This is a genomic window from Sphingomonas sp., from assembly GCF_036387535.1.
Taxonomy (GTDB): Bacteria; Pseudomonadota; Alphaproteobacteria; order Sphingomonadales; family Sphingomonadaceae; genus Sphingomonas_R.
In genome coordinates this window covers 21258-34625 of sequence record NZ_DASVTO010000154.1, presented here as the reverse complement: position 1 = coordinate 34625, position 13368 = coordinate 21258, and the positions used below count along the sequence as shown (strand labels likewise).

The 13368-nt window shown below is 66.2% G+C and carries 11 protein-coding genes; 9 read left to right on the top strand and 2 right to left on the bottom strand.

The genetic code is table 11. The features are described 5' to 3' along the window. The first annotated feature begins 32 nt into the window (after positions 1-32). The 6 genes from VF649_RS14215 to VF649_RS14190 all read left to right on the top strand — a co-directional run bounded on the left by VF649_RS14215 (position 33) and on the right by VF649_RS14190 (position 7654). Positions 33-2942 (top strand): 2-oxoglutarate dehydrogenase E1 component, encoded by a 2910-nt coding sequence (locus VF649_RS14215; RefSeq protein ID WP_331012618.1) that lies wholly within the window; start codon positions 33-35, stop codon positions 2940-2942. 1 nt (position 2943) lies between these two features. Further along, on the top strand, positions 2944-4188 hold the full coding sequence (gene odhB, locus VF649_RS14210) for a 2-oxoglutarate dehydrogenase complex dihydrolipoyllysine-residue succinyltransferase (RefSeq protein WP_331012617.1): 1245 nt from the start codon (positions 2944-2946) through the stop codon (positions 4186-4188). A gap of 52 nt (positions 4189-4240) precedes the next feature. Then, positions 4241-5638, top strand: a complete 1398-nt coding sequence (lpdA, locus tag VF649_RS14205) for a dihydrolipoyl dehydrogenase (protein WP_331012616.1) — start codon at positions 4241-4243, stop codon at positions 5636-5638. 121 nt (positions 5639-5759) lie between these two features. After that, positions 5760-6440 carry a hypothetical protein gene (locus VF649_RS14200; protein ID WP_331012615.1) on the top strand — a complete coding sequence of 227 codons (681 nt, stop codon included), beginning with the start codon at positions 5760-5762 and terminating at the stop codon, positions 6438-6440. 149 nt (positions 6441-6589) lie between these two features. After that, complete coding sequence (locus VF649_RS14195) at positions 6590-7207, top strand: trimeric intracellular cation channel family protein (protein WP_331012614.1); 618 nt, start codon at positions 6590-6592, stop codon at positions 7205-7207. Between the two features lie 321 nt (positions 7208-7528). Then, complete coding sequence (locus tag VF649_RS14190) at positions 7529-7654, top strand: hypothetical protein (RefSeq protein WP_331012613.1); 126 nt, start codon at positions 7529-7531, stop codon at positions 7652-7654. Between the two features lie 195 nt (positions 7655-7849). Here VF649_RS14190 and sppA read toward each other — a convergent pair whose 3' ends face one another. Then, positions 7850-9733, bottom strand: a complete 1884-nt coding sequence (gene sppA / locus VF649_RS14185; RefSeq protein ID WP_331012612.1) for a signal peptide peptidase SppA — start codon at positions 9731-9733, stop codon at positions 7850-7852. Between the two features lie 310 nt (positions 9734-10043). Here sppA and groES point away from each other — a divergent pair, with 310 nt between their 5' ends. From groES to VF649_RS14170, 3 genes are all read left to right on the top strand, one after another. Then, complete coding sequence (groES, locus tag VF649_RS14180; protein ID WP_331012611.1) at positions 10044-10331, top strand: co-chaperone GroES; 288 nt, start codon at positions 10044-10046, stop codon at positions 10329-10331. A 64-nt stretch (positions 10332-10395) separates the two neighbouring features. Further along, positions 10396-12054: a chaperonin GroEL gene (groL, locus tag VF649_RS14175; protein ID WP_331012610.1), complete on the top strand. Its 1659-nt coding sequence runs from the start codon at positions 10396-10398 to the stop codon at positions 12052-12054. Between the two features lie 190 nt (positions 12055-12244). Then, a complete protein-coding gene (locus VF649_RS14170; RefSeq protein WP_331012609.1) occupies positions 12245-13012 on the top strand; it encodes a hypothetical protein in 768 nt (255 codons plus the stop codon). A 43-nt stretch (positions 13013-13055) separates the two neighbouring features. Here VF649_RS14170 and VF649_RS14165 read toward each other — a convergent pair whose 3' ends face one another. Next, positions 13056-13361, bottom strand: a complete 306-nt coding sequence (locus VF649_RS14165; RefSeq protein ID WP_331012608.1) for a hypothetical protein — start codon at positions 13359-13361, stop codon at positions 13056-13058. Positions 13362-13368 lie beyond the last annotated feature (7 nt).

Below are 13368 nucleotides of genomic sequence, written 5' to 3'. Positions count from 1 at the left end.
GGCGTCGGCAGGCGGAAGATGGGAAGACCCAAGTGGGATATGATGCCGTGGATGTAGCCGAAGTGGAGGGCGTGAGCCCGTCTTTCGTGGAGGCGCTCTACCGCCGTTATCAGGAGTCGCCGGATGCGGTCGACGCCGGTTGGCGCACCTATTTCGCGGGGCTGGAAACGACGGTTTCCGGTCCGAGCTGGGCACGGCGCAACTGGCCGCCGACCGAAACCGATGCGCTGACGGCCGGGCTGGATCCGACGCAGATGCAGCCCGCGCCGAAGCCGGCCAAGGGCGGCAAGCCCGCCGCGGTCGCTGCGCCGGCGCCATCCGGCGGGGTGTCCGATGCCGACCTGAAGCAGGCGGTGGGCGACTCCATCCGCGCGATGATCCTGATCCGCACCTACCGCGTGCGCGGGCATCTGGCGGCCGAGCTGGATCCGCTGGGCCTCGCGCGCCGCGATCTGCCGGCCGACCTCAGCCCGGAATATCACGGCTTCGCCGCCGCAGATCTCGATCGTACCGTCCACCTGGGCGGGACGCTGGGGCTGGAGCGGGCGACGGTGCGGGAAATCGTCGACATCCTGCGCCGCAATTATTGCGGGCATGTCGGCCTGGAATATATGCATATCGGCGACATCGAGGAGCGCCGTTTCCTGCAGGAGCGCATGGAAGGGCGCGACAAGGCGATCAGCTTCAGCCCCGCGGGCAAGAAGGCGATCCTGTCGAAGGTCATCGAGGCCGAGCAGTGGGAGAAGTTCCTGGGCCGCAAATATGTCGGCACCAAGCGCTTCGGCCTGGACGGCGGCGAATCGATGATTCCCGCGCTGGAAAATGTCATCAAATATGGCGGCGCGGTGGGCGTCAGCGAGATCGTGATCGGCATGGCGCATCGCGGCCGGCTGAACGTCCTCGCCAACGTCATGCAGAAGCCGTACCGGGCGATCTTCTCGGAATTTGCCGGCGGATCCGCCAATCCGGAGGATGTCGGCGGGTCGGGCGACGTCAAATATCATCTCGGCACGTCGACCGACCGTGAATTCGACGGCAACCGGGTCCACCTGTCGCTGGCGCCCAATCCGTCGCATCTGGAGGCGGTCGATCCCGTCGTGCTCGGCAAGGCGCGCGCCAAGCAGAATGCGATGGACGATCTGGAGCGCAGCAAGGTGCTGCCGGTGCTGCTGCACGGCGATGCCGCCTTTGCGGGGCAGGGCATCATCATGGAATGCTTCGGCTTTTCCGGGCTGGTCGGCTATTCGACCGGCGGCACCATCCATTTCGTCATCAACAATCAGGTCGGGTTCACCACCAGCCCGCAATTTGCGCGCTCCTCGCCCTATCCGTCGGACATTGCCAAGATGGTGCAGGCGCCGATCCTGCATGTGAACGGCGACGATCCGGAAGCGGTGGCGTTCGCGACGCGGCTGGCGACCGAGTTCCGCCACGCGTTCAAGCGCGACGTGGTGGTCGATATGTGGTGCTATCGCCGCTTCGGCCATAATGAGGGCGACGAGCCGGGCTTCACGCAGCCGCTGATGTATGACGCGATCCGATCGCATCCCCCGGTATCGTCGGTCTACGCCGCGCGGTTGAAGGCGGAGGGCGTGGTCGACGATGCGTGGGTCGACGAGACGGTGTCCACCTTCGTTCAGACACTGGAAGCCGATTTCGACGCTGCCAAGGGTTACAAGGTCAACAAGGCCGACTGGTTCGAAGGTGTGTGGAGCGGATTCGCCGCGCCGCGCGAGAAGATCACCGAACGCCGCGCGGCGGCCACCGGCATTCCCAAGGACCGGGTCGACGCATTGGCAACGGTGCTGACCAGTCCGCCCGCCGACCTGACGATCCACAAGACGCTGGCGCGCATCCTGGATGCGAAGAAGCAGATGTTCGCATCGGGCGAGGGCATCGACTGGGCGACGGCGGAGGCGCTGGCGTTCGGATCGTTGTTGCAGGACGATTATGGCGTGCGGCTGTCGGGCCAGGATGTCGGCCGCGGTACGTTCAGCCAGCGGCATGCCGTCTGGGTCGATCAGAAGGACGGGCACAAGTTCATTCCGCTGGCGGCGATGAACCGCAAGTTCCAGGTGCTCGACAGTCCGCTGTCGGAATTCGGCGTGCTGGGTTTCGAATATGGCTATGCGGGACAGGCGCCGAACACGCTGGTGCTGTGGGAAGCGCAGTTCGGCGATTTTGCCAATGGCGCGCAGGTCATCATCGATCAGTTCATCGCCGCGGGCGAGGCCAAGTGGCTGCGCGCCAACGGTTTGGTGATGCTGTTGCCGCATGGCTATGAAGGGCAGGGGCCGGAGCATAGTTCCGCGCGGATGGAGCGCTATCTGCAGCTCTGTGCCGAGGATAATATCCAGGTCGCCAACTGCACCACGCCGGCCAATTATTTCCACATCCTGCGGCGGCAGATGCTGCGCAATTTCCGCAAGCCGTTGATCATCATGACCCCCAAGTCGTTGCTGCGGCACAAATCGGCGGTGTCGAGCGTGGCCGACTTCACCGGCGACAGTCATTTCCGCCGGATCCTGTCCGATCCGAACGCCCCCGCCGATCAGGACGTGAAGCGGCTGGTGCTGTGTTCGGGCAAGGTGTTCTATGATCTGGCCGAGGCGCGCGACGCAGCCGGTGACAAGACGACCACGATCGTCCGGATCGAGCAGGTCTATCCGTTCCCGTCGGACGCGCTGGTCAAGCGGCTGCACGGCCTGACCAACCTGGAAACGGTGGTCTGGGCGCAGGAGGAACCGCGCAACAACGGATCATGGTTCTTCGTGGAGAGCCTGATCGAGGACGCGTTGAAGGACGCCGGCAAGACGCTGCGTCCGGTCTATGCCGGCCGCAAGGCATCGGCCGCGACCGCGACGGGCCTGGCCCGTAATCATGCCGCCCAGCAGGCGGCGCTCGTTGCCGACGCGCTCGGCCATGAAACGAAGGTGAACTGAGATGGCGACCGAAGTAACCGTGCCCACGCTGGGTGAATCGATCACCGAGGCGACACTGGGCCAGTGGCTGAAGAAGCCGGGCGAGGCGGTGAAGGCCGACGAACCGATCGCCAGCCTGGAAACCGACAAGGTCGCGGTCGACGTGCCGTCACCGGTTGAGGGCGTCATGGGTGAGCAGGCGGTGGCCGAGGGCGATACGGTGCTGGTCGGGGCGGTGATCGCGCTGATCGAGTCCGGTTCGGCATCGACGTCGGCCACGCCGGCGCCGGAAAACAAGACGGCGGTGGCACAAGCGGAGCGGGCCGCCCCGCCCGAGCCGGCGGCCGCACCTGCCGCCGCCCCTGCGGCACAGAATGATGCGCTGTCGCCGTCCGCCCGCCGCGCGGTGCAGGAAACCGGTATCGACCCGTCGACGGTGGCCGGGTCCGGCCGCGACGGTCGCGTGACCAAGCAGGATGTTCAGGCCGCCGCCGCCAAGCCGGCCCCGACGGTATCCGCGCCGGCAGTGTCCGCGCCGGCCGCGCCCGCGGTGTCGCATGCGGGCGGCCGCAAGGAAGAACGGGTCCGCATGACCCGCCTGCGCCAGACCGTGGCACGGCGCCTGAAGGAAGCGCAGAACACCGCCGCGATGCTGACGACGTTCAACGACGTCGACATGACGAATGTCATGGCCGCGCGCGCGAAGTACAAGGATCTGTTCGAGAAGAAGCATGATGTCCGGCTGGGCTTCATGGGCTTCTTCGTGAAGGCGGCGGTGCAGGCGCTGCGCGACGTGCCGTCGGTCAACGCCTCGATCGAGGGTGACGAGATCGTGTACCGCGACTATGTCGACGTGTCGGTCGCGGTGTCCGCTCCGAACGGGTTGGTCGTTCCGGTAATCCGCGATGCGCAGCAACTGTCGGTCGCGGGTATCGAGAAGACGATCGGGGATTTCGGCAAGCGCGCCAAGGACGGGTCGCTCAAGATGGACGAGATGAAGGGCGGCACCTTCACCATCTCAAACGGCGGCGTGTTCGGATCGCTGATGTCCACCCCGATCATCAACCCCCCGCAGTCGGCGGTGTTGGGCCTGCACCGGATCGAGGAGCGCCCGGTGGTCCTGAACGGGCAGATCGTGGCACGGCCGATGATGTATCTGGCGCTTAGCTACGATCACCGGCTGATCGATGGGCGCGAAGCCGTCACCTTCCTGGTCGCGATCAAGAATGCGATCGAGGATCCCACCCGGCTGCTGATCGACCTGTAGGCGATCGCCAAGTCGCCGACCGGCCGCCGCGCAATTACCAGTGAGAAGCATCATGGCTGATTATGATTTCGACGTCCTCGTCATCGGTGCCGGTCCGGGCGGCTACGTCGCCGCGATCCGTGCGGCGCAGCTGGGGCTGAAGACCGCGTGCGCAGAGAGCCGGGAGACGCTGGGCGGCACCTGCCTGAATGTCGGCTGCATCCCGTCGAAGGCGATGCTGCACGCGTCGGAACTGTTCCAGGAGGCGTCCTCGGGCGCGCTGGCGAAGTTCGGCATCGACATTGCGGGCGCCTCGCTGAACCTGGATCAGATGCACGCCGAGAAGGCGAAGGCGGTCAAGGAGCTGACCGGCGGGATCGAGGGGCTGTTCCGCAAGAACAAGGTCGAATGGCTGAAGGGCCGCGCGGCATTTACGGGGGCCGACAGCGTTGCGGTCGGCGGGCGCACGGTCCGTGCGAAGAACATCGTGATCGCGACCGGATCGTCGGTGACGCCGTTGCCGGGCGTCACGGTCGATCAGACGGTTGTGGTCGACTCGACCGGCGCGCTGGCGCTGGCGAAGGTGCCGAAACATCTGGTGGTGATCGGCGGCGGCGTGATCGGCCTGGAACTGGGTTCCGTGTGGAAGCGGCTGGGTGCCGAGGTGACGGTGGTCGAATATCTCGACCAGATCCTGCCCGGCATGGACGGCGACGTCCGCAAGGAAGCGAACAAGCTGTTCAAGAAGCAGGGCTTTACCCTGCGCACGTCGACCAAGGTGACGGAGGTTGCCGTGGGCGAGGCCGGGGCCACGATCATCGTCGAACCGGCCACGGGCGGGGCCAGCGAAACGATCGAGGCGGACGTCGTGTTGCTTGCGATCGGGCGCAAGCCGAATGTCGAGGGCCTGGCGCTCGATCAGGCCGGGTTGCAGCAGAATGGCCGCGGCCAGATCGAAGTCGACCATGATTTCCGCACGTCGGTGCCGGGTATCTGGGCGATTGGCGATGTGACGCCGGGGCCGATGCTGGCGCACAAGGCGGAAGATGAGGGGATCGCGGTCGCCGAGAACATCGCGGGCCAGACCGGGATCGTGAACCATGCGGTGATCCCGAGCGTGGTCTACACCCATCCCGAATATGCGAGCGTCGGCCAGACCGAGGAAGCGCTGCGCGAGGGCGGGACCGAGATCAGGATCGGCAAGTTCCCGTTCCTGGCCAACAGCCGTGCCAAGACGAACCGCGACACTGACGGCTTCGTTAAGGTGATCGCGGACGCCAAGACCGACCGCGTGCTGGGCGTGCACATCGTGTCCTCGCTGGCCGGCGTGCTGATCGGGCAGGCGGCGCAGGCGATGGAGTTCGGCGCGACCAGCGAGGACATCGCGTACACCTGCCACGCGCACCCGACGCATTCGGAGGCGCTGAAGGAAGCGGCGATGGCGGTGACGGGCAAGCCGATCCACATGTAAGCACCCGGTCGGTCCGGTTCGGACGGGATAGCCGACTGTCCTGCCCGAAACGGATCAGGTCTTCCTTCCCACGATCTGCACTCGCCGGCACGCTGTCCTCCGGAAGCAGGCGGGGGAAGACATGGGACAGGCGGTTGGACGGTGGCTGACACTGGGCTGTGCGGCCGGCATCGGACTGGCGAGCACCGGACTGGGAGCCACCGGCGTGGCCGCACAGACCGCGCCCCAACCGCCGGCCGCAGCAGCACCCGCACCCGCACCCGCACCCGCACCCGCACCCATTGATGAAAAGGTGCTGGCCAAGGATATTGCGGCCGCGGCCGAGGATAATGGACGTCAGAAGTTCGGCGGGCTGGAATTCGGTGTCGGCATCTCGCTGACCATCGATATCGGCAGCAACGACCGGGTGTCGGAGGCCGAACTGGTCAACGGGATCGTCCGCGTCAAGGATTCCGATAACAGCCGGGCGCGGCTGATGCTGGAGTCGCATTATTTCTTCAAGAACCAGCAACCCGTCCTGGGTCTGCCGGTCGGGGATGTCGGGTTTGGTCCGTTCATGGCGTTGCAGCCCGGCACGGACGAGATCATCGAGGCGGTCGCGCTGGGTGCGATGATCGGCTTCCGCAAAGGAACCGGCAGCGAAAGCTTCAACATCGGCATCGGCATGATCGTGGATCCGAACACCCGGATCCTGGGCGACGGACTCAAGGCCAACGGCCCGCTGCCGACCGGCGAAACCGAGATCCGGTACAAGGAGGAGCCGCAGACCGGCGTCGTGATCCTGGCCTCGTTCGCATTCTGACGCCGCCGCTGACCGGATGCGCCGGTTGAACCGCGGCGCGCGGGTCGAAGTCGCTGCGCCGAATCGCGCCGCCAGCGCATTGCCGGCTGCGGTTGCGATGTATCCCTTTGGTGGTAGGCGTCGCCAGGGATGCACGGTATCGGGCGGGCATGACGCCGATCCTTCCGACCTCCGCCTTCACCGCGCTCGATCTGGCGGGGCTGGCGGTGTTCGCGGCGTCGGGTGCGCTGGCGGCGGCGGCGCGGCGGCAGACGCTGGTGACCTTTGCCTTCTTCGCGGCGGTCACGGGGACGGGCGGGGGAACGGTGCGCGACCTGTTGATCGGCGCGCCGGTGTTCTGGATGCAGGATGCGCGCGCGATCGGCGTGTGCCTCGGCGTGGCGGTGCTGGTGTGGTTCACGCCGCAGCGGATCTGGAGTCCGAAGGCCCTCGACTGGTTCGATGCAGTCGGTCTGGCGGCCTATGCCGTCTATGGCGCGGCAAAGGCGCTGAACCACGGGGTGCCGCCGTTGCCCGCCGCCGTGATGGGGATCGTGACCGCGTGCATGGGCGGGGTGATCCGCGACATATTGGCGGGTGAGCCGTCGATCATCCTGCGGCCGGAAATCTACGTGACCGCGGCGGCGCTGGCATCGGTGCTGTTTGTCCTGCTCACCCTGTCGGGCGTGCCGTTCTGGGTGGCGGCCGTGCTGGCGGCGGGGGCGGGTTTCGTCCTGCGCGCGGCGGCGATCGCACGGGGGCTGGCGCTGCCGGGATACCGGAGATAACGCGCCGCCGCGATTGGGGGAAGCGGACCGGGGGCCGTAAGGATCTGGTTGCTGAACACCGCGAATGACGGCGTGGTGTTCCGATCCTGCCGACGGTCGCGAGGGGCGACGGCTTGATGTGCCGGCCGGATCACGGAAGGCGTACGCGCTGCTCCGGACGTGACTGCGGCCCGCCGACAGCCAGGGGTGTTGATCCATGTATGCGATTGAAATCAGGAACTTGCGGTATCAATTTGCGTTCGGCAGATTATGAGCAAGGCCATGGCAACACATCACAGCACGCCCGTTACCCCAACGCCCAAGGCAGTGAGGAGCCGGACGATGCGCAAGGCCGGATTCTATCGATTGTTGTTGCTCAATGTTGTTTTCTGGGCAGCGATCGCGATCTATTTGCTGGCGATGCCCGACGAAAGGGCCATGTTGGGTGGTGCCGTCTGGGTACGGTAGCATTTCGGCGGGTGCTCATGCCGTCCATATCCGTCGTGTGTCGCGGGACATGGCGCCGGCCTTCACGAGATCCCGCATCTGACGCTGTGCTGAAATGCCGGCAACGCTGATCCGGCCGCCGCCGCGACAGAGCGGTGTTTTTCGTGCGCGGGCGCCGTTACATCGCTGGCGGCACGGCCAGTGTGACGGACGGGTTTACAGGCCAAGCTTCGCCAGGATCAGCTTGGCCAGCGTGGCGTCCTGCGGCGGCAGGGTGGCGGGGTCGGCGGGGCATTCCAGGCAGCGGACCTGGATGGCGGGTCCGGCGGCGATGCGGCGGGCATCGCCGATCGCCTGACCCAGCAGGCGTTCGGGGCTGGTCGCCAGCCGGGTCCACGGATCGATGCTGGCCTGATCGCCCTCATTTTCCTTGCGGAAGGTGTCGGCCAACAGCTTCTTGAACGGGCTCGGTTCGCGTTCGATGAACAGCGGATAGGTCTTGGCGGGATCGAGCCCGGCGGAACGGGCGGCATAGGCAACCGCGTCGTCCAGCCCGCCAAACTGGTCCACCAGCCCGATCTGGCGTGCGACGCCGCCGGCCCACACCCGGCCCTGTCCGATCTGATCGACGCGCGCCTGCGGCAGCTTGCGCGACACCGCGACCAGGCCGGTGAAGCGACGATAGATATTTTCGATCCCCAACTGCACCAGCCGGTCGAACTGCGGGCTGGTCCCGCGCAGCACGTCGGGCTGGCCCGACAACGGGGTGGTGGCGACGCCGTCCGCCGACAGGCCGACCTTGGCCAGCGCATCCTGGAAGGTCGGGATGATACCGAACACACCGATCGATCCCGTGATGGTGGAGGGTTCGGCAAAGATCCGGGTGGCGGGCGTCGACACCCAATAGCCGCCCGACGCGGCGACATTCCCCATCGACACGACGATCGGCAGCTTCTGCCGCCGCGCCTCGACGATCGCCTGACGGATCTGCTCCGATGCGGAGACGGAGCCGCCGGGGCTATCGACGCGGACGACCAGCGCCTTGATCCTGCCCTTGGCGAGTTCCTTCAGGATCAGTTCGGAGATGGTCGTCCCGGCGGCGGTGCCGGGGCCGGCCTTGCCGTCGACAATCTCACCTGCGATGGTGACCACGCCGATTGCGGTTCCGGTCGATTTTTCGGGATGGCCGGCGATCCAGCCCGTGAACGGAATTTCCTGATAGGAACCGGGCAGCTTGTCGTCGCCGATACCGACGCCGGCGGCCTGCGCCACGCGGCGGCCGAAGGCGACGCGATCCCCGATCCGGTCGACCATGCCGGCATCCAGCGCGGCCTTGGCCATGTCGCCGCCCGCGGCCTCCGCCGCCTGTTCCGGACGGGCGATGTACGTGGCCAGCTGCGCTTTCGGCCGGGCCTGACCGACCTCCTGCGTCCAGCTGCCCCACAGCGCGTCGGCCAGTGCCTGGTTCGCGGCGCGCGCGGCCGGTGACTGATCGGTGCGGATATAGGGTTCGACCGCCGATTTGAATTCGCCGACGCGGTAGACCTTCGGCGTCACGCCGATCTTGTCGAGCAGGCCCTTGTAATAGAGCCGCGACCCGCCTGGCCCGGTCAGCATGACCGCGCCCATCGGGTCCAGCCAGATTTCGGAGGCGTGCGCCGCCAGCTGGTAGCTGTCGTCGGAATAGCCGTTGGCATAGACCAGCACCGGCTTGCCGGCGCGGCGGACGCGGTCCATCGCCTCGCCGATGGTGGCGAGCGCGGCCTGGCCACCGCCGGCAAAGCGATCGAGATCGAGGACCAGCCCCTTGACGTTGGCATCGCCGGCCGCCCCCGCGATCGCACGGGTGACGTCCCGCAGGCGGTATTCGCGGCGAATCTGGCCGGTGCCGGCGACCGCGGCAAAGGCATCCACGTCCGAAGGCTGTTCCACCAGCGGACCGTCGAGCGTAACGGTCATGACCCCGTTGCTGGGCACGCGCGGGTTGGACCCGGTCGAAAGCCCGGCGAACAGCGCACCGAAGAACAGCAGCATCAGCAGCAGGACGAGCCCGTCCTTGATCGCGACGAGCAGTTTCCAGAAGCCGCGGAGAATGCGCATGGTCGGACTTTCGAGAGGGCCTTCCCTTCGCGGCTATCGGGTCCGGCCCGGCGTGGCTAGTCCGTTTGTCGAAATGTGGTCGTCGACCGGAAGCAATCGAGGTCCGCCCCTGTCTGACCCACTGCGCCACCGCTCTGTCACGCGATCGAAAAAGATCGCGGGTACGTGCTTGACCGGGCGGCGGATCGGACCATATGGCTGTTGCTGGCACTCGACATTGGTGAGTGCCAACATAATTCACCCTATGTGGTGCGGGGGCAGGCCGGACTTACGATCCGGTCGCCGCGGCACTCGAACAGGAGGCAGAGCCATGACTTTCCGTCCGTTGCACGACCGCGTGCTCGTCAAGCGCATTGAAGCCGAGGAAAAGACCGCCGGCGGGATCATCATCCCGGACAGCGCCAAGGAAAAGCCGCAGGAAGGCGAAGTCGTCGCCGCCGGCACCGGGCTGCGGTCCGATGAGGGCAAGATCACGCCGCTGGACGTCAAGGCCGGTGACCGGATCCTGTTCGGCAAATGGTCGGGCACCGAGGTCAAGGTCGACGGCCAGGACCTGCTGATCATGAAGGAAAGCGACATTCTCGGGATCGTTGGCTGAGCCACGATTTTCGCGGTCGTTTCACAAGACAACTTCGTCAACTTCCTAGGAAAGGGTAGCCATCATGGCAGCCAAAGACGTCAAATTTTCCCGCGACGCCCGTGAGCGCATCCTGCGCGGCGTCGACATCCTGGCCGACGCGGTCAAGGTCACGCTGGGGCCGAAGGGCCGCAACGTCGTCATCGACAAGTCGTTCGGCGCGCCGCGCATCACCAAGGACGGCGTCACCGTCGCCAAGGAAATCGAACTGAAGGACAAGTTCGAGAATATGGGCGCGCAGATGCTGCGCGAAGTCGCGTCCAAGACCAACGATATCGCCGGCGACGGCACCACCACCGCGACCGTGCTGGCCCAGGCCATCGTGCGCGAAGGCATGAAGTCGGTCGCCGCGGGCATGAACCCGATGGACCTGAAGCGCGGGATCGACCTGGCGGTCGGCAAGGTCGTCGAGGACCTGAAGGCGCGTTCGAAGCCGGTCGCTGGCAGCCATGAAGTCGCCCAGGTCGGCATCATCTCCGCCAATGGCGACACCGTCGTCGGCCAGAAGATCGCCGAAGCGATGGACAAGGTCGGCAAGGAAGGCGTCATCACGGTCGAAGAGGCCAAGGGTCTCGAATTCGAGCTGGACGTCGTCGAAGGCATGCAGTTCGATCGCGGCTATCTGTCGCCCTACTTCATCACCAATCCCGAGAAGATGGTGGCCGAGCTTCAGGATCCCTTCATCCTGATCCACGAGAAGAAGCTGTCGAACCTGCAGGCGATGCTCCCGATCCTGGAAGCCGTCGTCCAGTCCGGTCGTCCGCTGCTGATCATCGCCGAGGATATCGAGGGCGAAGCGCTCGCCACGCTGGTGGTCAACAAGCTGCGCGGCGGCCTGAAGGTCGCAGCGGTCAAGGCTCCGGGCTTCGGCGATCGTCGCAAGGCGATGCTGGAAGACATCGCGATCCTGACGAAGGGCGAGATGATTTCCGAGGATCTCGGCATCAAGCTGGAGAATGTCACGATCGACATGCTCGGCACCGCCAAGCGCGTCACGATCGACAAGGACAACACCACCATCGTCGATGGTGCGGGCGACCATGAGTCGATCAAGGGCCGCGTCGATGCGATCCGTCGCCAGATCGAGAACACCACCAGCGACTATGACAAGGAGAAGCTCCAGGAGCGTCTCGCCAAGCTCGCCGGCGGCGTAGCCGTGATCAAGGTTGGTGGTTCGACCGAGGTCGAGGTGAAGGAGCGCAAGGATCGCGTCGATGACGCGCTGCACGCGACCCGCGCAGCCGTCGAAGAGGGCATCGTCCCCGGTGGCGGCACCGCGCTGCTGTATGCGACCAAGGTGCTGGAAGGCGTCAAGGGCATCAACGACGACCAGACCCGCGGCATCGACATCATCCGTCGCGCGCTGCAGGCACCGCTGCGTCAGATCGCGCAGAATGCGGGCTTCGACGGCGCCGTCGTCGCCGGCAACCTGCTGCGCGAGAATGACGAGACCATGGGCTTCAACGCGTCGACCGACGTGTATGAAAACCTGGTCCAGGCCGGTGTCATCGACCCGACCAAGGTCGTCCGGACCGCGCTTCAGGATGCGGCCTCGGTCGCCGGCCTGCTGATCACGACCGAAGCGGCCGTGTCCGATGCGCCGGAAGACAAGCAGGCCTCTGCTGGCGGCGGCATGGGCGGCGGCATGGGTGGAATGGGCGGCATGGGCGGCATGGACTTCTAAGTCAGCCGAACAGACCGAACGACAGGAAGGGCCGGGGTGCGAACCCCGGCCCTTCTTGCATATGGGTGACTGGCCGCTGCGGAACCTGTCGCCGCGGCGACACAGCCGGACGGTATTCACCGGAAATGGTTGGTCTTTTGCGGTTCCGGACTGTTCCCTCCGTGACCGGCGATCAAAGGGGCGAGCGGCAGTGACGGCGACAGGCAAGAGATCGGTCCGGCTGGCCGGGACCGTCATCGGCGCGCTGATGGCGCTCGGCGGCTGTGCCACGCGGACGCCAGTGCCATCGCTGCACGTCACCGCGCCGCCAGAGGCGAAGGCTTCGCGTCCGGAATTGCCGGCGGGCATACCGGAACGGCTGTCCGTCCCGCCGATCGATGCGGACGGGCATTATCGCACGATCAACAGCGCGCTGACGCCGGAGCAGGCGGGGTGGCATGTCCGGTCGGCATTGAACGTCGCGGTACTGGCATGCCGTGGACCGGATGAGGCGGTGCTGGCCGCCGACTATAATGCGATGCTGCGCCGGCAGAAGGCGGTGCTCGCCAAGGCGTATGACGCGGTGCAGGCAAGGTTCCGGGTGGCGGGCGGATCGGACTGGCAGACGGCACAGGATATCGCGGCGACGCGGGTCTATAATTTCTTTGCACTGCCGCCGGCAAAGCCCGGCTTCTGCGCGGTTGCGACCAGCATCCTGGCAGAGGCGCGGACGATTGATCCGGCCGGGTTCCTGCCCTTTGCCGGTGCGGCGCTGGCGCGGCTGGAGGCGCCGTTCCTGGATGTCTATCGGGGTTACGATCAGTATCGCCGCGAACTGGCGGCCTGGGAGAGCGGCCAGGACAGCGGCACCGCAAAAGCGGCCGCCAGCGCACCGAAGCTGGATTATGTCGGCATCGATACGCTGATCGACTGGCGACCCGAGCTTGTGGATGGGCGGCAGCGGATCGCCGTGCGGTGATGCCGGCCGACCGCGTCGCAAGCGCGACGCGGTCGGCGCCTGATTACATGCTGTTGTCGACGGCCTTGGCGCCATTTTCCAGTGCCGCGCCGGTCTTGTCGGCTTCCCGGCCCGCGGCATCCAGCGTGTTTTCGGTCGCGCTGCCAAGCGCGGCGGCGCCATTCTCGATGCTGCTGCCGGCGGCATCAAGCGCATTCGACGTGTCCGCGACGGCTTCGGATGCGGTGGCGTTGATATCGGCGGATGCGGCGTCGGTGGCCTGGCTGGCCTCGTTCTGCGTCTTTGCGCTGCATGCGGACAGGCCGGCAGCCACGATCAGGGCCAGTGAGACGGTCGTGAGCTTCTTCATGAGAATC

Coding starts and splice junctions, on each gene's coding strand:
- odhB (WP_331012617.1), top strand. CDS start 2,944: ATGGCGACCGAAGTAACCGTGCCCACGCTGGGTGAATCGATCACCGAG.
- lpdA (WP_331012616.1), top strand. CDS start 4,241: ATGGCTGATTATGATTTCGACGTCCTCGTCATCGGTGCCGGTCCGGGC.
- VF649_RS14200 (WP_331012615.1), top strand. CDS start 5,760: ATGGGACAGGCGGTTGGACGGTGGCTGACACTGGGCTGTGCGGCCGGC.
- VF649_RS14195 (WP_331012614.1), top strand. CDS start 6,590: ATGACGCCGATCCTTCCGACCTCCGCCTTCACCGCGCTCGATCTGGCG.
- VF649_RS14190 (WP_331012613.1), top strand. CDS start 7,529: ATGCGCAAGGCCGGATTCTATCGATTGTTGTTGCTCAATGTTGTTTTC.
- sppA (WP_331012612.1), bottom strand. CDS start 9,733: ATGCGCATTCTCCGCGGCTTCTGGAAACTGCTCGTCGCGATCAAGGAC.
- groES (WP_331012611.1), top strand. CDS start 10,044: ATGACTTTCCGTCCGTTGCACGACCGCGTGCTCGTCAAGCGCATTGAA.
- groL (WP_331012610.1), top strand. CDS start 10,396: ATGGCAGCCAAAGACGTCAAATTTTCCCGCGACGCCCGTGAGCGCATC.
- VF649_RS14165 (WP_331012608.1), bottom strand. CDS start 13,361: ATGAAGAAGCTCACGACCGTCTCACTGGCCCTGATCGTGGCTGCCGGC.